This is a genomic window from Modestobacter sp. SYSU DS0657 (assembly GCF_054050925.1).
On record NZ_JBJHAG010000001.1, the window covers coordinates 261,629 to 284,330 of the forward strand.

General features: G+C 74.7%; 18 protein-coding genes and 2 tRNA genes. 11 read left to right on the forward strand and 9 right to left on the reverse strand.

The window, feature by feature from the left end; translation table 11 throughout:
• Window positions 1-142: 142 nt before the first annotated feature.
• Window positions 143-2,692: an aminopeptidase N gene (pepN, locus tag ACI79A_RS01340; RefSeq protein WP_457079121.1), complete on the reverse strand. Its 2,550-nt coding sequence runs from the start codon at window positions 2,690-2,692 to the stop codon at window positions 143-145.
• A 139-nt stretch (window positions 2,693-2,831) separates the two neighbouring features.
• Between pepN and ACI79A_RS01345 the strand changes: the two genes are divergently transcribed.
• Window positions 2,832-3,497 carry a mycothiol-dependent nitroreductase Rv2466c family protein gene (locus ACI79A_RS01345; protein ID WP_457079123.1) on the forward strand — a complete coding sequence of 222 codons (666 nt, stop codon included), beginning with the start codon at window positions 2,832-2,834 and terminating at the stop codon, window positions 3,495-3,497.
• 52 nt (window positions 3,498-3,549) lie between these two features.
• Window positions 3,550-4,317, forward strand: coding sequence for an SDR family oxidoreductase (locus ACI79A_RS01350; RefSeq protein WP_457079125.1), 768 nt, complete (start codon window positions 3,550-3,552; stop codon window positions 4,315-4,317).
• On the opposite strand, the gene ACI79A_RS01355 is transcribed toward ACI79A_RS01350, so the two are convergent.
• The 3 genes from ACI79A_RS01355 to ACI79A_RS01365 form a co-directional block, all read right to left on the reverse strand.
• Window positions 4,314-5,081, reverse strand: a complete 768-nt coding sequence (locus ACI79A_RS01355) for an MBL fold metallo-hydrolase (RefSeq protein ID WP_457079127.1) — start codon at window positions 5,079-5,081, stop codon at window positions 4,314-4,316. The two genes, ACI79A_RS01350 and ACI79A_RS01355, sit on opposite strands and share 4 nt — an antisense overlap.
• 9 nt (window positions 5,082-5,090) lie before the next feature.
• Window positions 5,091-6,791, reverse strand: coding sequence for a SpoIIE family protein phosphatase (locus ACI79A_RS01360; protein ID WP_457079129.1), 1,701 nt, complete (start codon window positions 6,789-6,791; stop codon window positions 5,091-5,093).
• A gap of 82 nt (window positions 6,792-6,873) precedes the next feature.
• Window positions 6,874-7,590, reverse strand: a complete 717-nt coding sequence (locus ACI79A_RS01365; RefSeq protein ID WP_457079132.1) for a DUF429 domain-containing protein — start codon at window positions 7,588-7,590, stop codon at window positions 6,874-6,876.
• Here ACI79A_RS01365 and ACI79A_RS01370 point away from each other — a divergent pair.
• On the forward strand, window positions 7,589-8,074 hold the full coding sequence (locus tag ACI79A_RS01370; RefSeq protein WP_457079134.1) for a ribose-5-phosphate isomerase: 486 nt from the start codon (window positions 7,589-7,591) through the stop codon (window positions 8,072-8,074). The two genes, ACI79A_RS01365 and ACI79A_RS01370, sit on opposite strands and share 2 nt — an antisense overlap.
• A gap of 112 nt (window positions 8,075-8,186) precedes the next feature.
• On the opposite strand, the gene ACI79A_RS01375 is transcribed toward ACI79A_RS01370, so the two are convergent.
• Both ACI79A_RS01375 and ACI79A_RS01380 read right to left on the reverse strand, forming a co-directional pair.
• Window positions 8,187-9,431 carry a GNAT family N-acetyltransferase gene (locus ACI79A_RS01375; protein WP_457079136.1) on the reverse strand — a complete coding sequence of 415 codons (1,245 nt, stop codon included), beginning with the start codon at window positions 9,429-9,431 and terminating at the stop codon, window positions 8,187-8,189.
• A 67-nt stretch (window positions 9,432-9,498) separates the two neighbouring features.
• The gene (locus ACI79A_RS01380) at window positions 9,499-11,703 is read right to left on the reverse strand and encodes an MMPL family transporter (RefSeq protein ID WP_457079138.1); all 2,205 of its coding nucleotides are present in this window, start codon (window positions 11,701-11,703) and stop codon (window positions 9,499-9,501) included.
• A 214-nt stretch (window positions 11,704-11,917) separates the two neighbouring features.
• Here ACI79A_RS01380 and ACI79A_RS01385 point away from each other — a divergent pair, with 214 nt between their 5' ends.
• Entirely contained in the window at window positions 11,918-12,691 is a 774-nt protein-coding gene (locus ACI79A_RS01385; protein ID WP_457079140.1) for a DUF4097 family beta strand repeat-containing protein, read from the forward strand.
• Window positions 12,692-12,712: 21 nt separating this feature from the next.
• Here ACI79A_RS01385 and ACI79A_RS01390 read toward each other — a convergent pair whose 3' ends face one another.
• Window positions 12,713-13,369 carry a response regulator gene (locus ACI79A_RS01390; RefSeq protein ID WP_457079142.1) on the reverse strand — a complete coding sequence of 219 codons (657 nt, stop codon included), beginning with the start codon at window positions 13,367-13,369 and terminating at the stop codon, window positions 12,713-12,715.
• Window positions 13,366-14,685, reverse strand: a complete 1,320-nt coding sequence (locus ACI79A_RS01395) for a sensor histidine kinase (protein WP_457079144.1) — start codon at window positions 14,683-14,685, stop codon at window positions 13,366-13,368. Before ACI79A_RS01395 ends, ACI79A_RS01390 begins: the two co-directional genes overlap by 4 nt.
• Window positions 14,686-14,935: 250 nt before the next feature.
• Here ACI79A_RS01395 and ACI79A_RS01400 point away from each other — a divergent pair, with 250 nt between their 5' ends.
• The 4 genes from ACI79A_RS01400 (at window position 14,936) to ACI79A_RS01415 (ending at window position 19,916) form a co-directional block, all read left to right on the forward strand.
• A complete protein-coding gene (locus ACI79A_RS01400) occupies window positions 14,936-16,702 on the forward strand; it encodes a hypothetical protein (protein WP_457079146.1) in 1,767 nt (588 codons plus the stop codon).
• 73 nt (window positions 16,703-16,775) lie between these two features.
• Entirely contained in the window at window positions 16,776-17,789 is a 1,014-nt protein-coding gene (locus ACI79A_RS01405) for a sigma-70 family RNA polymerase sigma factor (RefSeq protein WP_457079149.1), read from the forward strand.
• A gap of 271 nt (window positions 17,790-18,060) precedes the next feature.
• Window positions 18,061-18,237: a hypothetical protein gene (locus ACI79A_RS01410; RefSeq protein WP_457079151.1), complete on the forward strand. Its 177-nt coding sequence runs from the start codon at window positions 18,061-18,063 to the stop codon at window positions 18,235-18,237.
• A 281-nt stretch (window positions 18,238-18,518) separates the two neighbouring features.
• Entirely contained in the window at window positions 18,519-19,916 is a 1,398-nt protein-coding gene (locus ACI79A_RS01415; protein WP_457079153.1) for a hypothetical protein, read from the forward strand.
• Between the two features lie 117 nt (window positions 19,917-20,033).
• On the opposite strand, the gene ACI79A_RS01420 is transcribed toward ACI79A_RS01415, so the two are convergent.
• Window positions 20,034-20,107 (reverse strand) — tRNA-Gly (locus tag ACI79A_RS01420).
• A 63-nt stretch (window positions 20,108-20,170) separates the two neighbouring features.
• Between ACI79A_RS01420 and ACI79A_RS01425 the strand changes: the two genes are divergently transcribed.
• From ACI79A_RS01425 to ACI79A_RS01435, 3 genes are all read left to right on the forward strand, one after another.
• Window positions 20,171-20,244: transfer RNA gene (locus ACI79A_RS01425), tRNA-Pro, on the forward strand.
• Window positions 20,245-20,339: 95 nt separating this feature from the next.
• Window positions 20,340-21,773 (forward strand): trigger factor, encoded by a 1,434-nt coding sequence (tig, locus tag ACI79A_RS01430; protein WP_457079155.1) that lies wholly within the window; start codon window positions 20,340-20,342, stop codon window positions 21,771-21,773.
• A 287-nt stretch (window positions 21,774-22,060) separates the two neighbouring features.
• Window positions 22,061-22,702: an ATP-dependent Clp protease proteolytic subunit gene (locus ACI79A_RS01435; RefSeq protein WP_457079158.1), complete on the forward strand. Its 642-nt coding sequence runs from the start codon at window positions 22,061-22,063 to the stop codon at window positions 22,700-22,702.

The window sequence follows — 22,702 nt, forward strand, 5'->3', positions numbered from 1 at the left end:
CGGCGCGGGGCGCTGCAGCAGGGCCGTTCCATCACCTCACCTCCAGCGGCCCAGAACTCCTCGAGTTCTGGGCCGCTGGCGTCAGGTCCCGTCCCGAGGCTCGGCCCGAGCGTGCGAGGGCTGAGGAGGACGGGGCCCTCTTTCAGCCGGCGGCGGCGTCGCGGGCGCGGGCCCGCAGCGCGCGGGCCACGCCGTCCCGGCCCTCGCTGACCAGCCGGCGCAGCGCGGCCGGGTGGCCGGGGTCGGCCAGCCACTGGTCGGCGGCGGCCACCGTCTGCTCCTGGATCACCTTCGGGAAGAGGTACTCGACCGCGTTCTTGGCGATCTCGCCCGGCCGGCGGTCCCAGACGCCCCGGATGTCGGCGAAGTAGCGCTCGACGTAGGGGCGGGTGAGCTCCTGCTGGGCCGGGTGCCAGAAGCCGGCGACCATCGCCTCGTGCACCGCGTTGGGGATCGACTCGTCGGTGAACGCACGCTCCCAGGTCTCGGCCTTGGACTCGGCCGTGGGCCGCAGCGCCCGGGCGGTGGCGGCCCGCCGGACACCGGTCGCGGTCGCGTCACGCGCGGCCTCCGCGTCGATCTCGGCGTCGCCCGCGGCGCCCATCGCGACCAGCCCGTGCAGGAACGCCCACCGGGCGTCGGCGTCGACCGCCAGACCCTCGACCACCCGCGAACCGTCGAGCAGCCCGCGCAGCGCGGCGGCGTGCTCCTCGGTGCGGGCGGCGGCAGCGAGCGTGCGCGACCACTGCAGCTGCGCGTCGCTGCCGGGTGCGGCACTGCCGAGCGACGCCAGCGCCTTGTCGCCCAGCTGCGCCCAGCCGGTCGGCGCCCAGGCCGGGTCGGCGTAGGAGGCCAGCGCGGTCTGCACCCGGGCCAGCAGCGACTGCACGACGCTGATCTCGGTCTCGGCGTCGACCCCGGCCAGCACCAGCTGCACCCAGTCACGCGCCGGGGTCTCCGCGTCGCGGGTCATGTCCCACGCCGCCGACCAGCACAGCGCACGGGCCAGCGGGTCGGGGATGGCGCCGATCTGCTCGCGCAGGGTGGCGAGCGAGCCCGCGTCCAGGCGGAGCTTGGCGTAGGTGAGGTCGTCGTCGTTGACCAGCACCAGGTCCGCGGCCGGGTGGCCGACCAGCTCGGGCACCTCGGTGCGGGCGCCGTCGACGTCCAGTTCGACCCGGTGCGAGCGGGTGAGCCCGTCGGGGCCGCTGGTGTACAGCCCGACCGCCAGGCGGTGCCGGCGCAGCACCGGGTGCTCGGGCACCGCGGTCTGCTCGATGGCGAACGCGGAGTACCGGCCGGAGTCGTCGAGGGTGAACACCGGACGCAGGGTGTTCACCTGGCTGGTCTGCAGCCACTGCGCCGACCAGTCGGACAGGTCGCGGCCCGAGGCCTCGGAGAGCTCGCTGAGCAGGTCGTCGAGGGTGGTGTTGCCGTACTCGTGCTTGCGGAAGTACCGGCGCACCCCGGCCAGGAAGTCGTCCTGCCCGACGTAGGCCACCAGCTGCTTGAGCACCGAGGCGCCCTTGGCGTAGGTGATGCCGTCGAAGTTCACCTCGACCGCGGCGACGTCGACCATGTCCGCGGCGATCGGGTGGGTGGAGGGCAGCTGGTCCTGCGCGTAGGCCCAGGACTTCTCGGTGTTGGCGAACGTCGTCCACGCGGTCGTGTACTCGGTGGCCTCGGCCTGGCAGAGCGTGGAGATGTAGGTGGCGAAGGACTCGTTGAGCCACAGGTCGTCCCACCAGCGCATGGTGACCAGGTCGCCGAACCACATGTGCGCCAGCTCGTGCAGGATCGTCTCGGCCCGCCGCTCGTAGCGGGCGCGGCTGGTCTTGGACCGGAAGACGTAGTCCTCCAGGAAGGTCACGCAGCCGGCGTTCTCCATCGCCCCGGCGTTGAACTCCGGCACGAAGAGCTGGTCGTACTTGTCGAACGGGTACGGGTAGTCGAACACCCGGTGGTAGAAGTCGAAGCCGGCCTTGGTGACGGCGAAGATCGCGTCGGCGTCCAGGTGCTGGGCCAGCGAGGCCCGGCAGTAGACGCCCAGCGGGATGCCGTCGTGCAGGTCGGTGACCCGGGCGTAGGGGCCGGCCACCAGGGCCACCAGGTAGGTGGAGATCCGCTTGGTCGGGGTGAAGTGCACCAGCTGGGAGCCGCCCTCGCCCGCCTCGATCGTGCGGTCGCCGGTGTTGCTGACGACCTGCCAGTCGAACGGCGCCGTGACGTGCACGGTGAAGGACGCCTTCAGGTCGGGCTGGTCGAAGCAGGTGAACATCCGCTTCGCCTCGGCCGGCTCGAAGTGCGAGTACAGGTAGACCTGCCCGTCCTCCGGGTCGACGAAGCGGTGCAGGCCCTCCCCGGAGCGGGAGTAGCGGCAGTCGGCGTCGACGACCAGTTCGTTGGACTCGGCCAGGCCGGGCAGCGGGAGGCCGCCCTCGGGCGTGTAGGTGCTCACGTCGAGCTCGACACCGTTGAGGGTGGCCGAGCGGACCCGGTCGGCGACCAGGTCGACGAAGGTGTCGGCGCCGGGTGTCCGGGCGGAGAACTGGATGGTGGTGACCGAGCGGAAGGTCTCCTCGCCCGGGCGGCCGGCGCCGTCGGTCACGTCGAGGGCCAGGTCGTAGCTGGAGACCGACAGCAGCGCGGCGCGGGCCGCGGCGTCGTCACGAGTCAGGTTGGGAACTGCCACGCCCCGGAGCTTCCCACGGGGCACCGACGGTTCGCGTCGGGGTGCCCGTGGGAACAAGGCGACCGCGGCCTGACTTGCTGGCGCGCGGAGGACCCCGCCACGTGGCGGGGTCGACAGACGACCGGAGGGACCCCCACCGATGACCGAGGCAGTGCAGAGCGCCCCCGTGAAGGCCCGCGTCGACTTCTGGTTCGACCCGCTGTGCCCCTGGGCGTGGCTGACCAGCCGCTGGGTGCTGGAGGCGGCCAAGGTCCGCGACATCGACCTGCACTGGCACGTCATGTCCCTGTCGGTGCTCAACCGCGGCCGGGACCTGCCCGAGGAGTACCGGGACGTGATGGCCAAGGCGATCGGCCCGGTCCGGGTGCTGGTCGCCGCCGCGCAGCAGCACGGCGAGGGGGTCCTGGCCGACCTCTACACGGCGATGGGCACGTTGCGGCACCACGACGGCCTGGAGATCGAGGACGTGATCGCCCCGGCCCTGGAACGGGTCTGCCTGCCGGCCGAGCTGGCCGAGGCGGCCGGGTCCACCGAGTACGACGAGGCCCTGGAGCAGAGCCACCACGCCGGCATGGACCCGGTCGGGGAGGACGTCGGCACCCCGGTCATGCACATCGACGGGGTCGCCTTCTTCGGCCCGGTGATCAGCAAGGTGCCCACCGGTGAGGACGCCGGCAAGGCCTTCGACGGCGCCGTCCTGCTGGCCAACCTGCCCGACTTCTGGGAGCTCAAGCGCACCCGCACCGCCGGCCCGGACATGTCCTCGGTGCCCGCTGACGCCCTGGAGCTGCGCGGCACCCGGTGATGGAGGACGCCCGCCCAGGGCCGTGACGGACGAGGTGCGGCATCCTGGGCCGATGGCGCACCCCGTCCGTCAGCGGATCTTCATCACCGGTGCCAGTGCGGGCCTCGGCCAGGGCATGGCCCGGGAGTTCGCCGCCCGCGGCCGGGACCTGGTGCTGGTCGCCCGCCGGCTCGACCGGCTCACGGAGCTGCGTGACGAGCTGGCGGCGCAGCACCCGGGCATCCGGGTGGTGGTCGGGGAGCTGGACGTCGACGACCACGAGGCGGTGGCCGCCGTCGTCCCCGCCCTGGCCGCGGAGCTGGGCGGGATCGACCGGTTCATCGCCAACGCCGGGCTGGGGAAGGGCGTTCCGGTGGGCACCGGCGGCGCCCGGCCCAACCGGCAGGTGCTGGTCACCAACGTGCTCGGCACGCACGCCTCCTGCGAGGCGGCCGTCGCGCTGTTCCGCGCCCAGGGCGCCGGGCACCTGGTGGTGATCTCCTCGGTCGCCGGGGTGCGGGGGATGGGGGGCAGCCGGACGGCGTACGCGACCTCCAAAGCCGCCGACGCCGTGCTCGCCGAGGGCATCCGGGCGGACCTGCTGGGCGACCGGCGCACCCGCGGCATCCGGGTCAGCACCATCCACCCCGGGTTCATCGAGACCGACATCAACGTCGGCCGCCGCGGCCCCTTCACCGTCGACCTCGCCACCGGCGTCACCGCACTGACCGCGGCGATCGAGCGGGAGCCGGTGCGCGCCTACGTGCCCGAGTGGCCGTGGCGCCCGATCGCCGGCCTGCTGCGCGTGCTGCCGCTGCCGCTGGTCCGCCGGCTCGCCTAGAGCCGGGAGCGGGCGGCGTCCCGGGTGGCCTGGTCGAAGGGCGCGTCGCCCGCCGGGTCGGTGAGCCAGTCGGCCAGGCGGGCGATCTCGTCGCGCTGGCCGGCGACGAAGCCGGCGTCGACGACCGCACCGTGCCCGGGCACCACCGGGCCGTGGACCAGTCCGAGCAGCGCGTCCAGGGTGGCCGCCCACTCCAGCGGGAAGGCGTCCTCCATCGCCGGCGGCCCCCCCTCCTCGACCAGGTCACCGGCGAACAGCACGTCGCCCACGGCGACGACGAGGTCGCCGTCGGTGTGTCCCCGGCCCAGGTGCCGCAGCGTCACCGGCCGGCCGCCGACGTCGAGCACGGCGACGTCGTCCACCAGGTTGTCCGGCACGTCGATCGGGGCGATCGCCACCAGCTCGGCCGCCGGGTCGCCGTCCGCCCGGAGCCCGGCGACGACGGAGGCGCGCTGGGCCTCGCCGGTGGACGCCAACCCCTCGGCGCAGCGCCGGTGCCCCCACACGGCCGCGGGGCGGAACGCGGCGTTGCCGAAGCAGTGGTCGTAGTGGTCGTGGGTGTTGACGACCGTCCACGGGTGCGGGGTCACCGCCCGCACCGCCTCGGCGAGGGCGCGGCCCTCGCCCAGGTGGCAGCGGGTGTCGATCACCAGGCAGGCGCCGTCCCCGACCACCAGCCCGCAGTTGAGGTCCAGGTCGGTGTGCCGCCGGACGAACACGCCGTCGCCGACCTCGCGCCACCCCGCCGTCCCGGCCGCCGCCATCGCCGTCCCTCAGCGGGCCGTGGGCGGGACGGGGGCGTCGGGGGAGGGCCCGGTCAGGCGGACGGCCACCAGCGCCACGTCGTCGTCCGGACGGCCGGCGACCAGCCGGTCGACGACGCCGTCGCACAGCTCCGGCAGCGGCAGCGCGGCGAACTCCGTCAGCGCCGCCCGCAGCCGGGCCACGCCGGCGTCGAGGTCGGTGCGCCGGTCCTCGACCAGCCCGTCGGTGAAGAAGAAGACCGTCGCGCCGCGTTCCAGCGTGAGCACCGACTCCCGCCGGGGGGCGTGGGCGTCCACGCCGAGCAGCAGGTCGGCCCGCCAGTCGCCGAGCACGACGACCGAGCCGTCGGGGTGGATCGCCATCGGGGGCAGGTGCCCGGCGTTCGACCACCGGAGCCGGACGCCGCCCCGGCCCCGCTCCCCGTCGTCCTGCTCGAACCGGGCGACCGCTGCGGTCGCCAGGGCGCGCAACCGCAGCACCGCCATCGCCCGGTCCAGGCCGGCGAGCACCTCGGCGGGGCCGCCGTCGCTGTGGGTCGCGATGCCGCGGAGCAGACTGCGCAGCTGGCCCATCGCCGCGGCGGCCTGCACGTCGTGGCCGACCACGTCACCGATGACCAGCATCGTCGTCCCGCTGGGCTGGACGAACGCGTCGTACCAGTCGCCGCCGACCTGGGCCGCCTCCACGGCGGGCAGGTAGCGGACCGCGATCTCGGCGTGCTCCGGTTCCGGCGGCTCGGTGAGCAGGCTGCGCTGCAGCCCCTCGGCCAGCTGGGCCTGCTCGGTGAAGAGCCGGGCGTTCTCGACCGCGGTGCCGGCCCGGCCGGCGACGTCGGCGGCGGCGCTCAGCTCGCGCGGTGTCCAGCCCGGCCGGCCGGCGTCCCGGTAGAGGCTGAGCAGGCCGACGACCCGGCCGCCGGACATCAGCGGCACCGAGGCCACCCAGCCCGGGGCGAGCTCGGTGACCAGCCGACGGGCGGTGGGGGCGGTGACCAGCCGGGCCACCAGCTCGGCGATCGACTCGGCGCGGCCGTCCCCGACGGTGATGACCTCCCCGGTGGCCAGCGCCTGGTGGGCCGGCGCGTCCGGCGCGATCGCCGCGACCCGGTGCCGGGCGTAGCGCGCGGCGACCCGCTCCAGCCGCGGGTCGCGGTGCGCGACCGCGAGGTCCTGCAGCTGGCCGCCGGGGGTCCGGGAGCTGACGATGCACCAGTCGGCCAGCCGGGGGACCAGCAGCCGGGCCAGCCGGTGGACGGCCTCGTCGACGTCCAGGGTCGCGCTGAGCGCGGCGGAGGTCTCGGTGAGCAGGTCCAGCAGCGCCTGCGCCTCGTCGGCGGTGGCGGCCGGCTGCTCGCCGCCGAGCCGCTTGCCCTCGGTCACGTCGGCGAACGACACGTCGAGCCCGTCGGGCACCGGGCCCACGTCCAGGCGGTACCACATGTCCTGCGGCGGGTAGTACTGCTCGAACAGCACCCGCTCGCCCGCGGACATGGCGTGCCGGTAGGCGCGCTCCAGCTCGGTGCCGAGGGTGGCCGGGAAGACCTCCCACTGGGTGCGTCCCAGCAGCTGGCTCCGCGGCACCTCGACCAGCTTCTCCGCGGCGGCGTTCGCGTAGACGAAGCGGAAGTCGCGGTCGAAGCAGACCAGGGCGGTGTCCGTGGTCTCCGCCCAGCGCTGGGCCCGGGTCACGTCCTCCTGCTCCGCTGCCACGCCCACCCCCGTTCCGTCGCCACCGCTGCGCCGGTCCCGATCATGGCCGATCGCGGCCCGCACCGGGGGGAGGGCGTCCCCGTCACCAGCAGATCCGCATCGGACGACCGCGTGTGTCCCGCGACCCGTCGCCCACGCACTCGGCGGTGCCGGCGGCGATCCGCCGGGCCGACCAAGCGGCGGCGCAGGCGTCCAGCGCGTCGACCACCGGGACGCCGGCCGGCGCGTCGGCCAGCGCCTCCTCGACGTCCATCACCGCACGCAGGGCGCGCAGGCGCTGCACCGTGCCGCGTGCGGTGCCCTTGCGGTCGACGACCCCGCCGAGGCCGCACCGGAACGCCAGCTCGGGGTGCACCTCGACCACCTGGTCGGCCGACGGCTCGCCGAGGGCGTCGTCCAGGGCACGGATGGAGCGGACCAGCTGGAAGCTCTGCGCCGACGGCGCGCGTCGGCCGTCGGTGGCCGCCCGGGACAGCCGCCGGGCCTCCGCGTAGTCGTCGGTGGCCAGCACCGCACGCACCGGGGCGGGGAACACCGAACTCGCAGCGGCGGTGGCCCGAAGCAGGTCGCGGGCCGCCAGGTCACACGCCCGGACGCCGTCCTCGGACAGCCCGATCGGCATGTCGACGGCCACCACCGCGACGCCCGGCACGGCCAGCACCGCCGCCGCGTCGTCCAGCACCTGCAGCTCCACCGTGCGCCCCTCGAACAGCGCGCCGACCCACTTCCCGCGCCAGCCGTCGACCCCGAGCACCGCCACCCGGCCAGCCTTCCAGCGGTGCTGAGAAGATCGGTGCATGCGCGTCTTCCTGGGCACCGACCACGCCGGTCTCGAACTGAAGTCCCACCTGATGCAGGTGCTGGCCGACGAGGGCTTCGAGCCCGTCGACTGCGGGGCCTTCGACTACGACCCGCAGGACGACTACCCGCCGTTCTGCTTCGAGGTGGGGGAGCGGGTCGTCACCGAGCCGGGCGCGCTCGGCGTGGTGATCGGGGGCTCGGGCAACGGCGAGCAGATCGCGGCGAACAAGGTGCCCGGGGTCCGGGCGGCGCTGGTGTGGAACGACAGCACCGCGAAGCTCGCCCGCCAGCACAACGACGCCAACGTGGTCTCGGTCGGCGGCCGGCAGCACACCGTCGAGGAGGCCACCGCGCTCGTGCTGACCTTCCTGCGCGAGCCGTTCAGCGGCGAGGAGCGGCACGCCCGCCGGATCGCGCTGCTGGCCGACTACGAGCGGGACCGGCACCGCCCGGCCGGCGGGCTGCCCACCCACACCCCGTGACCCGGCGCCGGTGACCGGGGACGACCTGCGGGCCGCGGGCGCCGCGCACGTCGTGGCGCCGTCCAGCGGCTCGGCTCGAGCCGGCGAGGGCTGAGGAGGACGGGGTCTTTCCTCAGAAGTGGTCGGGGCACCAGGGCGCGGTCGGCCAGCCGAACGCCGTCGAGGCGGCGACGACCGCCCCGGGGCTCACCTCGGTCACCCGGCCGGCGCCCTGCAGCGCGGCCATCGAGACCCCGCCCAGGTAGGCCGCGGAGAGCCCCTCGATGTCGATCACCAGGTCCGGGTCGCGGTCGGTGCGGTCGCAGAACGCTCCGGCCGGGTGGCCCCACAGGTGCCAGCGCCCGTCGTTCCAGTCGCAGAACGGATCGCGCACCTCCAGCACCAGGTCGATCCGCGCCGGGTAGCGGCGGGCCGACAGCGCCGCGCCGACGTCGACCAGCCGCACCCACAGCGCGTCGACCGGGCGGGCGTGCCAGGCGCGCGGGTCGACCAGCAGGTGGCGCAGCGGGTCGTCGGCCGAGGCGTCGGGCGCCTCGACGGTGCGCACCAGGTCGACCGAGAGCAGGTACCGCCAGAGGGCGGCGTAGGCGGCGGGTGTGCTGGCCCGGACCTCGCCGACGGTGAGCGTGCCCTCCGGCTCCCCGGCCGCGCTCCAGGCGGCCCGGACCCGGTACAGCGCGTAGCCGGTGACGGTGCCGTCGCCCTCGACGTGCAGCACGTGCTGGCGCGGCGGGCCGCCCTTGGTGTCCTCGGGGCGCTCGACCAGCCGGCGGTCCCACCAGCGGTCGTCGCGGGCCATGTTGCCCGGCACCCACCGCCGCAGCGCGTCGTGCAGCGGGACGGCGGCGGCGCGGAACTCCGCCTCGTCGACCAGGCGAACGGTGCCGGTGCCACAGTCGACGTCCGGCCGCAGCCGGAGGCGCTCGCTGGCGCCGGACCACCCGCCCCGCCAGGTGGCCGGCGCGTAGCCGAACCGGCCGTAGATCGGCGCTTCGGCCGCCCACAGCGCGGCGACCGGCTCGCGGCCGGCGGCGTGCACCTCGTCGAGCTGGCGACGCATGATCGCGTTCAGCACGCCGCGGCGGCGGTGCGTGGGGGAGACGGTGATCCAGGTGATGCCCGCCGTCGGCACCGCCGCACCGCCGGGAACGGTCATCTCGAGGCTGTAGATGCCCGAGGTGGCGGCGACCCGGCCGCCGTCGAACAGCGCCAGCGACCGGTCCAGCTCGGCGACGGGCGAGGGCTCGTCCAGGTACGGGCCGCTGTGCTCCTCGGCGAACGTGGTGCGCATTGACCGGGCGAAACCCGGCCACTCGTCGGCGGTGATGGGGCGGAGCTGGTCGGCCAGATCGGTCACGGGAGCTGTCTACCGGGCACCGGTGACGATCCGCCAACCAGTTCCGCCGACCAGTTCCGCCGGCCGGTCAGAGCCGGGGTGCCGGCAGCCGGCGCAGCCAGCGGGGCACCCACCAGGTCCGCTCGCCGAGCACGCCGATCGCGGCCGGCAGCAGCACCCCGCGCACCAGCGTCGCGTCGACCAGGACGGCGACGGCGAGCCCGATGCCCAGCTGCTTGAACTCCAGCATCGACAGCGAGGCGAAGATCGCGAACACCGCCACCATCACCACCGCCGCGCTGGTGACCACCCCGGCCGAGCGGGACACCCCGGAGGCCACCGCCAGCCGCAGCGGCACCCCGGCCGCCGCCTTCTTCCTGATCCGGGAGACGACGAAGACGTGGTAGTCCATCGACAAGCCGAACAGCACCACGAACAGGAACAGCGGGATCCAGGAGACGATCGTCCCGGTGGAGGTGAAACCGAGCAGCCCCTCGGCCCAGCCGGACTGGAAGACCAGCACCAGCACGCCGTAGGCCGCGGCCACCGACAGCAGGGTGAGCACCGCGGCCACCAGCGCCACGGCCAGCGACCGGAACGCCACCGTGAGGACGACGACGGTCAGCGCGAGCACGAATCCGATCACCAGCGGGAGCCGCTGCGCCATCGTGCTGCCGAAGTCGACGCTGCCGGCGGTATCGCCGGTGACCGCCGTCGTCGCGCCCGGCAGCGCGCCCACGGTGGCCGGCAGCAGCTCCTCCCGCAGCTCGGTCAGGGCCGCGGACGCGGCGTCGCTGCCCGGCTCCTCGGAGCGGACGACGGCGAAGCGGGCCACCGTCCCGGCCGGGTTGACCTCCACCTGCGCGTCCTGCTGGCCGGGCAGCCGACCGGCCAGTTCGCCAGCCGCGGCGCGGACGGCGGGGACGTCCAACCGGCCGCCGTCGGGCCGCCAGACCACCACCGTGTCGGTGCTGCCCTCCTGCGGGTAGGCGGCGGCGATGTCGTCCCAGGCGCGCACGACGGCGCTGTCGCGGGACAGCGAGTCGATGCCCGGCATCGAGGTGTGCATGCCCAGGGCCGGGACGGCCATCGCGAGCAGGACGGCGACCCCGGCGGCCAGGGACAGCGCCGGGCGGGCCAGCACCCGGCGGACGACGGCCGACCAGACCCGGCTGTCGTCGGTGCGCCCGACCACCCGGCCCAGCAGCGGCACCCGGGGGCGCTCGATGCCGCGGCCCAGCAGCGCGAGCACCGCCGGCAGCACGGTGAGCGAACCCAGCACGGAGACGGTGACCACCAGGATCGTGCCGGTGGCGAAGGAGCTGAACACCGGGCTGCCGGCCAGGTACATGCCGGCCATCGCCACCGCCACGGCGATGCCGGAGGTGAGCACCGCCCGGCCGGAGGTGGCCGCCGCGAGCTCCACGGCGGCCACCGTCCCCGCCCCGTGCCGGCGTTCCTCCCGGGCCCGGCGGACGTAGAACAGCGCGTAGTCCACCCCGACGGCCATCCCGATCAGCAGCACCACACTGGCGGTGCTGGGGTCGACCGGGGTCAGCTGGGAGACCAGCGACACCAGGCCCAGCGCGCCGCCGACCGCGGTGAGCCCGAGCAGCAGCGGCACCCCCGCCGCGAACAGCGCGCCGAAGGCCACCAGCAGCACCAGCAGGGTGACCGGCAGGCTCAGCAGCTCGGCCCGACGGAAGTCGGAGTCCAGCTGCTCACCGACGACGGCGTCCAGCGAGCTGCCGCCGGCCTCGGCCACGCGCAACTCCGGGTGGTCGGCGGCGATCTGCTCGACCTCGGCGAGCACCGGGCGCACCGCCTCGACCGCGGCGTCGTCGGCCGCGGCGCCGGTGGCGTCCCCGACGTCGAGGGTCACCGGCAGCAGCACCGCCGTCCCGTCGGCCGAGGGGACCGGCCGCCCGACGGCCGTGACCTCGTCCAGCCCGGCCAGCCGGGTGGCGACGTCGTCGACGGCTGCCTGCTCCGCTGCGCCCAGCGGGCCGCCGTCGCGGGTCCGCACCAGCACCTGCTCGACGGCCGGGTCGGGGAAGCCGGCCCGGTGCAGGACGACGTCGGCACGGCCGGACTCGCCGCTGCCGCTCTCGGCGCCCTCCAGCGTGCGGGTGCCGATGGCGCTGCCGGCGACGAGGGCCACCATCACGCCCAGCAGCCACAGCGACACCACCGTCCAGCGGTGCGCGGCGCTCCAGGCAGCGATCGAGACGACCCTGCTGCGCGGCGGGCGCGCGCGGGCGTCGGGCAGCGGGGTGAGCACGGGAGCGGTCACGGTGGGCCTCTCGGGACGGGGCGGCGCCCCGGCGGCGACGCTGGATCGAGGCTGTCGTCCCGCGGTCCACCGGTCAGTGCCGCTGGCAGGCCAGCCGGGTTCGGGCCAGCCCGACCTCCGGCGGGGGGGCAGCAGGCTGGCCGCACGGCCGGGCGGGACGGGAACCTGCCCCGGGCCGGGGATCTCGCCGCCGGTCGCCGCCGAAGGGAGGACCATGTCCAGGAGCAGACCGAGCCGGGTGCTCGTCGTCTCCAGCGCGTTGCTGGTCGTGCTCGTCGCCAGTGGCCTGGTCGCTGCCGCCGTGGCCCGGAGCAGCGCGACGGGGCGGGAGAGCCACCCCGGCGTGACGTCGGTCGAGGTGGACCAGGACTGTGCCGGGGACGTCACGGTGCTGCCGGCCGACGCGGGCGGGGGGATCGTCGAGGTCGCCCGGGCCGATCGGTGGACGTTCGGTCGTCCGCGGCACACGGCCGAGGTCGTCGACGGCCGGCTGACCGTCTCCACCGACTGCCCCGACCTCCAGCTGTTCTGGACCTCCGCCTCCGACCTCACCCTGCGGGTGCCCGCGGGCGTCGGGGTGCGGGTGGCCGCCGGGGCGGGCGCGGTGCGGGCCCGGGGGACCACCGGCGACCTCGACCTGAGCACCAGCGCCGGTGAGGTCGCCGTCTCGGACGTGACCGGGCGGCTGCACCTGAGCGCCGGCGCGGGCCGGATCTCGGCCACCGGGGTCACCGCCGAGGAGGTGACGGCCGAGAGCTCCGCCGGGCAGGTCACCCTCTCCGCCGTCGCCCCCGTCGAGCGGCTGAGCGCCACCTCCAGCGCGGGCGCGGTGACCGTCGAGCTGCCCGACGACGGGACCCGTTACGACGTCCGGGCGGACACCTCCGCCGGGGCCGTCACGGTCGACGTGCCGCAGGACCCGGACTCACCGCGGGTCGTGGAGGCCCGCAGCAGCGCCGGTTCCGTCACCGTCCGCACCGCCGGCTGAGACCCTGCGGTCCCGGACGGCTCAGCTGCGCAGGTAGGCCAGCGTCGCCATCACCCGGCGGTGCTGGTCCTCGTCCTGCGCCAGACCGAGCTTGGCGAAGATGTGCTGGGTGTGCTTCTCCACCGCGCCCTGGGTGACGACCAGCCGGCGGGCGATCGCGCCGTTGGAGTGCCCCTCGGCGATCAGCCCCAGCACCTCCCGCTCCCGCGGGGACAGCGACTGCACCGGGTCGTCCCGCCGGCGGCGGGCGAACAGCTGGGAGACGACCTGCGGGTCCAGGACGGTGCCGCCGGAGACGACGTCGTCCAGCGCGGTGAGGAACTGCTCGACCTGGGCGACCCGGTCCTTGAGCAGGTAGCCCACCCCGCCGGCGCCGTCGGCCAGCAGCTCGTCGGCGTAGGCGACCTCGACGTACTGGCTGAGCACCAGCACCGCCGTCGACGGGACGACCCGGCGCGCCTCGACCGCGGCGCGCAGCCCCTCGTCGGTGTGCGTCGGGGGCATCCGGACGTCGACGACGGCGACGTCGGGCCGGTGCTCGACGACGGCGCGGACCAGGCCGGGCCCGTCGGCGACGGCGGCGACGACCTCGGCGCCGGCCTCCTCGAGCAGCCGGACCAGGCCTTCGCGGAGCAGCACCGAGTCCTCGGCGAGGACGACGCGGCGAGGGGTGGTCACGGACACGGGAGGTCTCCGATCAGCCGGGTGGGTCCGCCGCGGCGGCTGTCGACCACGAGCACGCCGTCCACCGCGCGCAGCCGGTCGGCGAGTCCGGCCAGGCCGTGACCGGGGGCGAGCACGGCCCCGCCGCGGCCGTCGTCCTCGACGACGACCCGCAGCCGGCCGGACTCGCAGACCACGGTCACCCGGACGACGGTGGCCCCGCTGTGCTTGGCGGCGTTGGCCAGCGCCTCGCAGACCAGGAAGTAGGCGGAGTTCTCGACCGCGGGGGCGAGCCGCTGCCCGGGCGTGAGGTCGACGGCGAGCTCGACCGGCACCGGGGAGCGGGCGGCGACGGCGGCGAGCGCTGCGGCCAGCCCGCGGTCGGCGAGCACCGGTGGGGGGGCGATGCCGCGGGACAGCGCGCGGAGCTCCTCGAGCGTCTCCCGGGTCTGCTCGGCGGCCTCCCGCAGGGTGGTCCGGGCACCTGCGGGGTCCCGGTCGAGCATCCGCTCGGCCCGGTGCAGGTCCATGCTGAGCCGGACCAGCCGCTGCTGCGGCCCGTCGTGGATGTCCCGTTCCAGCCGGCGGAGCGCCACCGCCTCGGCGGCGACCGCGGCATCCCTGCCCTCGCTCAGCCGGCCGATCTCCGCCTGCGCCTCGCCCCGCCAGGTCAGCAGACCGCGTCCGAGCTGCGCCTGGGCGAGGGCGCACCCGCGGACGACCGCCGGCAGGGTGAGCGCGAAGAGCACGCCGATCGCGGTGTACAGCAGCACCCGGTTCGTGCCGGTGTCGGCCATCCCGAGGATCTCGGGCAGCGTGTAGTTCTCCGGCTCGTCCGCCCCGCCGTAGGGGATCGACCAGTCCCAGGCCACCGAGGTCAGCCCGGCCAGCGTGATCGCCCACCAGACCACCGCGACGACGAACGCGGGGATCGCGACGGTCATGTGCACCAGCGCGTGCAGCACGTCCAGCCAGGACTGCGGGTCCCGCAGCGGCGTGACCAGCCGGCGGGGGAGCGATGCGCGCGGATCAGCGGTGCGGTAGCCCGGTGTCGGCACCGCCCGCCCCAGCACACCGGGCAGCCGGCTGCGCTCCAGGGCGGCGAAGCCGCGGGCGGTGTACAGCGTGCCGACCAGCAGCGGCACCCCCACCCAGATCACCACCAGACCCATGCCGACCGCCAGCCCGGTGACCACGAGCACGAACGCGAGGAGTGACCGCGGGAACGCCAGCAGCACGTAGCCGGTGTCGACGCCGAGTTGCCGCAGCCAGCCACGACGGGGGAGCCGGCCGAGGTCCCCGGCCGGGAGCACGGCGGTGTCGGTGGTCATGCCGACCAGCCTGGTCGGCCCCCGAGCCCGCGCCGAGCCCGCAGGCTGGCCGCCGTGCCTTCGGGCTGGCCCGACCTGTCCGCGTCCATCTCGGCGGCGATGATCCAGGCCGCCGCACCCGCAGTCCAGCACCGTTCCCCTGTGGGCCCCGCGCGGAGGGCTCTAGGCTCGGGCCGCTGTCGACCGCATTCGTGCCCGCCCGTAGTCGGGGACCCCGGTTCCCCGGTGCCGCGGCCACAGGAAGAAGGCCATGCGCCCCGCTGCCGCCGTCCCGTCCGCCGCCCTCGTCCTCGTCCTGCTGGCCGGGTGCACCGGGGGAGACACCTCCGACGACCCCAGCGCCGAGGGCTCGGACGACGTCGCGGCGGTAGTGACGGCAGCACCCGACGCGCCGCGCACCCTGGTCACCGACGCCGACCCGGTCGCCTCCGCCGTCTCGACCAGCCGGGCCCTGTTCCGCGGCTCGCCGGTCGTCGTCCTCGCCGACGCCGACGACGCGGCCGCGCGGCTGCTCGGCGCCTCGGCCGCGGTCGGCCTGGGCGTGCCCCTCCTGCTCGACGACGGCTCGGGTGCCGACGACGTCCTCTCCCCGGAGCTGGACCGGCTCGGCGCCGAGATGGTGCTCGCGGTCGGCGAGGCCCGGGTGGAGGGCGTCGACGTGCGCGCCGTGCCCGCCGACCCGGACGCCGTCGGCACGGTGACGGGGCTGGACCTGGCCACCGCCGAGCCGGTCGCCGCCGAGGGCCGGGTCGCCGCCGTCGCCGCCCTGGACCCGGAGTCGATCGCCGCGCTCGAGCCCGCTCCCGAGGCGCCGGCGGCCGAGGAGCCGGCAGCGGAGGAGCCGGCGACGGACGAGCCGGCGGACGGCTCTGCCGCCCCCTCGTCGTCTGCCCCCTCGTCGTCGGCGGCCTCGTCGTCTACCCCCTCGTCGTCGGCGGCTGAGGAGACCGAACTGCCCGACCCGCTGCCGGAGTTCGACCGCGGCGAGCCGCTGGAGGACACCCTGGTGGTCACCAGCGGGAGTGCCGACTCCCTCGCCGGCGTCGCCACGGCGCGGGCGGCCGGGGCCGAGGTCCAGGTGATCGGGGGCACCGACCCGCGCGCGTCGGCCGAGCTGGTCGACCGGCTGGCCGCCGAGCCGTCCGTCGTCGTGCTGGGCGCCGACCTGGGCGAGGAGCCGGGGCTGGAGTGGAAGCTGGACACCGCGGCCAGCGGCACCCAGCTGCCGGGTGGCGGGCAGGTGCTGTTCCCCGGCCGGCTGATGGTCGCGCTGTACGGCATCCCGGGCAGCGGGGCGCTGGGGCTGCTGGGCGAGCAGGACCTGCCCGGGGCGATCCAGCGCGCCAAGGACCTGGCCGCGGAGTACGAGCCGCTGGTCGACACCACCGTCGTCCCGACCTTCGAGATCATCGCGACCGTCGCCTCGGCGAGCGCCGGGGCGGACGGCGACTACTCCGCCGAGCAGGACATCGAGACGCTGCGCCCCTGGGTGGAGGGCGCGGGCGAGGCCGGGCTCTACGTGGTGCTGGACCTGCAGCCCGGCCGCACGGACTTCCTCACCCAGGCGCAGATGTACCAGCCGCTGCTGGAGCTGCCCTACGTCGGGCTGGCGCTGGACCCGGAGTGGCGGCTGGGGCCCAACGGGGTGCACCTGGTCCAGATCGGGCAGGTCGGCATCGACGAGGTCAACCGGGTGGTCACCTGGCTGGCCGACCTCACCCGGGAGAAGGCGCTGCCGCAGAAGCTGCTGGTGCTGCACCAGTTCCAGGTGCGGATGATCCCCGACCGGGACCGGCTGGACCTCTCTCGCGACGAGCTGGCGATCATGGTGCACGTCGACGGTCAGGGGTCGCAGCCGGCCAAGCAGAGCACCTGGCAGGTGCTGCACCGGCAGGCCGACCAGCCGGAGCTCGCGTGGGGCTGGAAGAACTTCATCGACGAGGACGTCCCCATGCTCACGCCGCGGGAGACGGTCGAGCAGGTGAACCCGACGCCGGAGCTGATCACCTACCAGTAGCCGGCCCTTGGTTCTGTCGGTGCTTCCCGGCAAAATCCACCGCGAGCGTCCGGCGAGGGCAGGAGCGGTGGCGATGACCGGTGTGGTGGCCGAGCAGACCGGCACGGGGCAGGCGGCTGAACTGGAGCCGCGGCTGGCGGAGCACCGGCGGGAGCTGACCGGGTACTGCTACCGGATGCTGGGCTCGTCCTTCGACGCCGAGGACGCGGTGCAGGAGACGATGGTGCGCGCCTGGCGTTCCCTGGACGGCCTGCAGGGGACAGGGGCGCTGCGCTCCTGGCTCTACCGGATCGCCACCAACGTGTGCCTGGACGCCCTCGAGGGGCGCAAGCGGCGGGCGCTGCCGGTCGACCTGTCCGGGGGCGAGCCGAGCCCGCCGGTGGTCGAGTCGCTGGCCGGGGTGCTGCCCGACGGTGCCTGGGTGCAGCCCGCGCTGGACCGCCAGGTGCTGCCGGTGGGCGGTGACCCCGCCGAGCTCGCCGTCCAGCGCGAGTCGGTGAAGCTGGCCTTCATCGCGGCGCTGCAGCACCTGCCGCCGCGGCAGCGGGCGGTGCTGATCCTGCGCGACGTTCTCCGCTGGCGGGCCGACGAGGTCGCCGGGCTGCTGGAGACGTCGGTGGCGGCGGCCAACAGCGCGTTGCAGCGGGCGCGGGCCACGCTCGCCGCCCACCGGGCCGCGGAAGAGCCGCCGGCCCCGGCGGTCGCCGCGGAGCACGCCGAGCTGCTGGACCGCTACCTCGACGCGTTCGCGCGCTACGACGTCGAGGCGCTGGTGGCGCTGCTGCACGAGGACGCGGTGATGGACATGCCGCCGTACGCGATGTGGTTGCGCGGCTCGGCCGACATCGCCACCTGGTACCTCGGTCCCGGCCACGGGTGCCGGGGTTCGCACGTGGTGCCGCTGCAGATGAACGGCAACCCGGCTTTCGCCCAGTGGCGACCCAGCGGGCCGGGTGGCTCGTTCGAGCCGTGGGCGGTGCACGCGCTGGAGTTCCGCGACGGCCGGGTCGCCCGGACGACGGCGTTCCTGGGCCCGCGGCTGTTCGAGCTGTTCGGTCTGCCGCGCACGCCCACCCCGGCGGACTGAATGGTTCGTCCGGCCAGCTGCCCCGCGGCGGTGCCGCCCCTGGCGTTCCTCAGTTCCCGCACAGCTGGTGCTCACCGCAGTGCGAGCACGCGGCGGAACGATCGTCGGCATGTCGATCGCCGACCGTCACCTCTCCGTTCCCGGTCCCGACCAGGACGATGCGGGAGAGGCGGGCCGGACGCCCGCGCTGTCACGGCCCCGCCCCGGCGGTGGCCAGCCGGCACCCGAGCCGGAGTCGGAGCGTTGCGCGGGGGTGGCCAGTGAGCATCACATGCGCGAGTGGCCCCGGGTCTGGCGAGCCGACCGGGGCTACCACGTCCGGCTGTGCCCTCACGCCCTCGGCCACCCCGATCCCGACGACGTCCTCGACCTGCAGGCGGTCGGGGGTGTCTCCGCCTGGCACCACTGCGACGGCTGCTGCATCGCACCGCTGCGGGATGCACGGTGACGGCCGCACGGGGTCCTGGGGTGTCAGGACGCGGACGCTGCACCCGCCGCCGGGCGTCGAGAGAACTCCGTGAATCGGAGCTGGTCGAGGAGCGTCGGTCCGCCAGCGGCGTCGTGCACCTGCACCACCGCCGGCGCTGAGCGTGCGCGGTGGTGCCGGACCGCAGTGCGCGGCAACGGATCGACGGTGGTCTGGATCACACAAATATTCGTCGATCCGTTGACCCGTGTCACAGCCAGACCTAGCGTTCGGCGGCATCCACCCCTGTCGTGAGGATGCCGATGTCCTGCCGTTCCCTCGTCACCGGCCTCGCCGGTGCGCTTGCCGTCTCCGTCGCCGCCGCCCCGCCGGCCCTGGCCCATGAGACCGTCGAACCCGTCCACGCCGGAGGCACGATTTCCGGCGAGGACACCACCTGGGTCGCCGACGTCCCCGCTGACTGGAACGGCACCCTGATCCTCTACGGGCACGGGTACCGCCCCAGCTTCCTGCCCGGCAACCCCGCCGCGAACGCCCCGGACGACGAGACCCGGCGGGCCCTGCTCGCCGAGGGCTACGCCCTGGTGGGCTCCTCCTATGAGCGCAGCGGCTGGACGCTGGACACCGCCGCCGAGGACCAGTTGCAGACCCTGGAAGCGTTCTCCCGGCGCTTCGGCGGGCCGTCGCGTGTGCTGGCCATGGGCACGTCGATGGGGGGCCTGGTCACCGGGCAGCTCGCCGAGGACCCGAACACCCCCATCGACGGCGCGCTGGTGACCTGCGGTCTCGTGCACGGCGGCGTCGACCTGGTCAACTACCAGCTCGACGCGGCGCACGCCATCGCACAGCTGCTCGTCCCCGAGGGCGCGGACGTCCGGCTGGCGGGCTTCCTGGCTGACCCCGGGGAGCTCGACAGGTCCGTGGCAACGCTGACTGCCGCCGTGCAGGCGGGCCAGGCCACGCCGGAGGGCCGGGCGCGGATCGCCCTTGCCGCGGCCCTCGGCCACCTGCCCCGGTGGTCGGAGGACCAGCCGGTCGAGCCGGCGCCCGGCGACTACGTCGCACAGCAGGAGGCCCAGTTCGCCCAGCTCCAGGAGCTGATCGGCTTCGCCTACCCGGGCCGCCTGGACATCGAGCGGACCCTGGGCGGGAACGCCTCCTGGAACGTCGGCGTCGACTACCGGGCGCTGCTGCAGCACGCCGACGAGCGCGAGCAGGTGACGGCCCTCTACCGCGAGGCCGGGCTGGACCTGCGCGCCGACCTGGACCGGCTCACCGCGACCGCGGCGGTGACCCCGGAGACCGACGCGCTGGACGCCGCCCATGCGACCTCCGAGCTCACCGGTGAGCTGCAGGTGCCGGTGCTGACCCTGCACACCACCCACGACGTCCTGGCGGCGATCCAGGTCCAGGAGGAGTACGCCGAGACCGTGCAGCGGGCCGGGGAGCACCGCCTCCTGCGGCAGGCATTCGTCCACCGGCTGGGCCACTGCGCGTTCACGCCGGCCGAGCTGGTCGCCTCCGTGCACGCGCTGGACGAGCGGGTGGACGCCGGCCGGTGGACGCCGTCGGTGCAGCCGCACCGGCTGGACGCCGCGGCCGAGGAGCTGGGAATCGGGGAGTCCGAAATCCTGCACCGCTACCGGCCGGCCGAGTGGCTCGGCGACCGCGGGGGCGCCCTGGGCCGACCTCGGTTCTGACCGCGGTTCCGGCAGGGTGGTGGGGTCGGCGCGTCCGGGGGCCCCGCCACCCTGCCGGCGCAGGAGGTCGTTCCCCACGCGGCCGGCGCAGTGGGTGGCCCGACCTGCACTTCTCCGTGGAGCGGGTGACCGGGATCGAACCGGCATGGCCAGCTTGGAAGGCTGGGGCTCTGCCATTGAGCTACACCCGCAGTGCACCTGACGGTGCCCGCACAGGGTACCGGGTGGCCGGGGTGCCTACACTCAGGCCGCCACGGGGTGTGGCGCAGCTTGGTAGCGCACCCGCTTTGGGAGCGGGGGGCCGTGGGTTCAAATCCCGCCACCCCGACACGGATCCCACGTCCTTAGACTCGTGGGGAGTGGCGGCGCCGTCCGAGGCGTCGCACCCCACGAGTCTGTCCCCATCACGAGGAGCGCTGCGCTGTGAAGAGCACCATCGAGAACCTGGGCCCGACCCGGGTCCGGCTCGCGATCGAGGTGCCGTGGAGCGACCTCGACCACGCCTTCGGCGAGGTCTACAAGGAGCTGCGCAACCAGGTCCGCATCCCGGGGTTCCGCCCCGGCAAGGTGCCCAACCGCGTGATCGACCAGCGGATCGGCCGCCCCGTCGTGCTCGAGCAGGTCGTCCAGCACGCCGTGCCGGAGGTGTACTCCGAGGCGATCCGGGAGAACCAGGTCCGCGTCATCACCCAGCCCGAGGTCGAGGTCACCCGCCTCGAGGACGGCGAGCTGCTGGCGTTCACCGCCGAGGTCGACGTCGCCCCCAGCCTGGAGCTGCCCGCCCTGGACTCCCTCTCGGTCACCGTCGACGACGTCGAGGTCACCGACGAGGAGATCGAGCAGCAGATCTCCGTCATGCGCGAGCGGTTCGCCACCCTCACCGGTGTCGAGCGGGCCGCCGAGGACGGCGACTACGTCTCCATCGACCTGGACGCGAAGCTCGACGGCGAGGTGCTCGAGGACGGCAGCACCACCGGCATGTCCTACGAGGTCGGCTCCGGCAACCTGATGAACGGCCTGGACGAGGCCGTCCGCGGGCTGTCCGCCGACGAGAGCGCCACCTTCACCACCCCGCTGCTCAACGGCCCCGACGCCGGCCGGGAGGCCGAGGTCACCGTCACGGTGCGCTCGGTCAAGGCCAAGGAGCTCCCGGAGCTCGACGACGAGTTCGCCTCGATCGCCAGCGAGTTCGACACCCTGGCCGAGCTGCAGGACGACGTCCGCACCCGGCTGAAGCGCACCAAGGTGCTGCAGCAGGGCGCCCAGGCCCGCGACAAGCTGGTCGAGCACCTGATCGAGGTCACCGAGATCCCGGTGCCGGAGAAGCTGGTCGAGCAGGAGCTGACCTTCCGGGCACAGTCGATGGAGCGCGAGCTGCTCCAGGCCGGCATGGACTGGGACGCCTACTTCTCCGCCGCCGGCATCGAGGGCGGCCGGGAGGCCTACGACGCGGAGATGCGCGAGAACGTCGAGAAGGCGGTCAAGACCCAGTTCCTCCTCGACTCGATCGCCGACGCCCGCGAGGTCACCGTCGACAACGAGGACCTGTCGGCGCAGATCATGGCCCAGGCGCAGCGCAACCGGATGAGCCCGGAGCAGTACGCCCAGCAGCTGCAGCAGGGCAACAACATCGCCGACTTCGTCGCCGACGTCCGCCGCACCAAGGCGCTGGCCCAGCTGCTCGAGCAGACCACCATCACCGACGCGTCGGGCAACGTGGTCGACCTCGAGGCGCTCCGCCCCAAGACGGTCACCGCCGACGGGGACGACGACGCCGCCGAGGCCGACGTCGACACCACCGAGGCCGACACCATCGAGGCCGACACCACCGACGACGAGGCTGCCGCCAAGGCCTGACCTCGCCCCGTCGCCCAGCGCCGCCCGCACCCGCCCCGGGTGCGGGCGGCGCTGTCGTTCCCGGGGGCTGCCGTTCGGCGGGGCTCGTGCTGCGCCCACGGCGAACACCGGCCCGGACCGGGAGGAAGGCGTCGGGGGTGCGCGTTAGGGTCGACGTGACACCGAGGCGGTCACCGCGGGACCACCGGCCGACACCTGTCGGCGGGGGCCGCGACCGCACCGAGACCACCGACCCACCCGTTCCACGAGACCGACTGCACCGCAGTCCTACGGAGGTCACCGCACCCGTGAGCACCACTGACCCGAACCTGGCGAGCGCGCCGCTGCTGCGTGCGGCCGCCGGGGGGATGAACCTCAACGACTCGGTCTACGAGCGCCTGCTGCGCGAGCGGATCATCTTCCTGGGCACCCAGGTCGACGACGTGATCGCCAACCAGCTCGCCGCGCAGATGCTGCTGCTGTCCGCCGAGGACCCCAACCGCGACATCCACCTGTACATCAACTCGCCCGGCGGCTCGGTGACCGCGGGCATGGCGATCTTCGACACGATGCAGTTCATCGACTGCGACGTCGCCACCTACGCCATGGGTCTGGCCGCCTCGATGGGCCAGTTCCTGCTCACCGCGGGCACCAAGGGCAAGCGGTACTCGCTGCCGCACACGCGGATCCTGATGCACCAGCCCTCGGCCGGCGTCGGCGGCACCGCGTCGGACATCGCCATCCAGGCGGAGCTGTTCCGCAACACGAAGAAGCAGCTCAACGAGCTGCAGGCGCAGTTCACCGGGCAGACGGTGGAGCAGATCGAGAAGGACTCCGACCGCGACCGCTGGTTCACCGCGCAGGAGGCCCTCGAGTACGGCTTCGTCGACCACGTGGTGACCCGGGCCTCCAGCACCACGCAGACCGACAACCCGGTCACCGAGAACTGA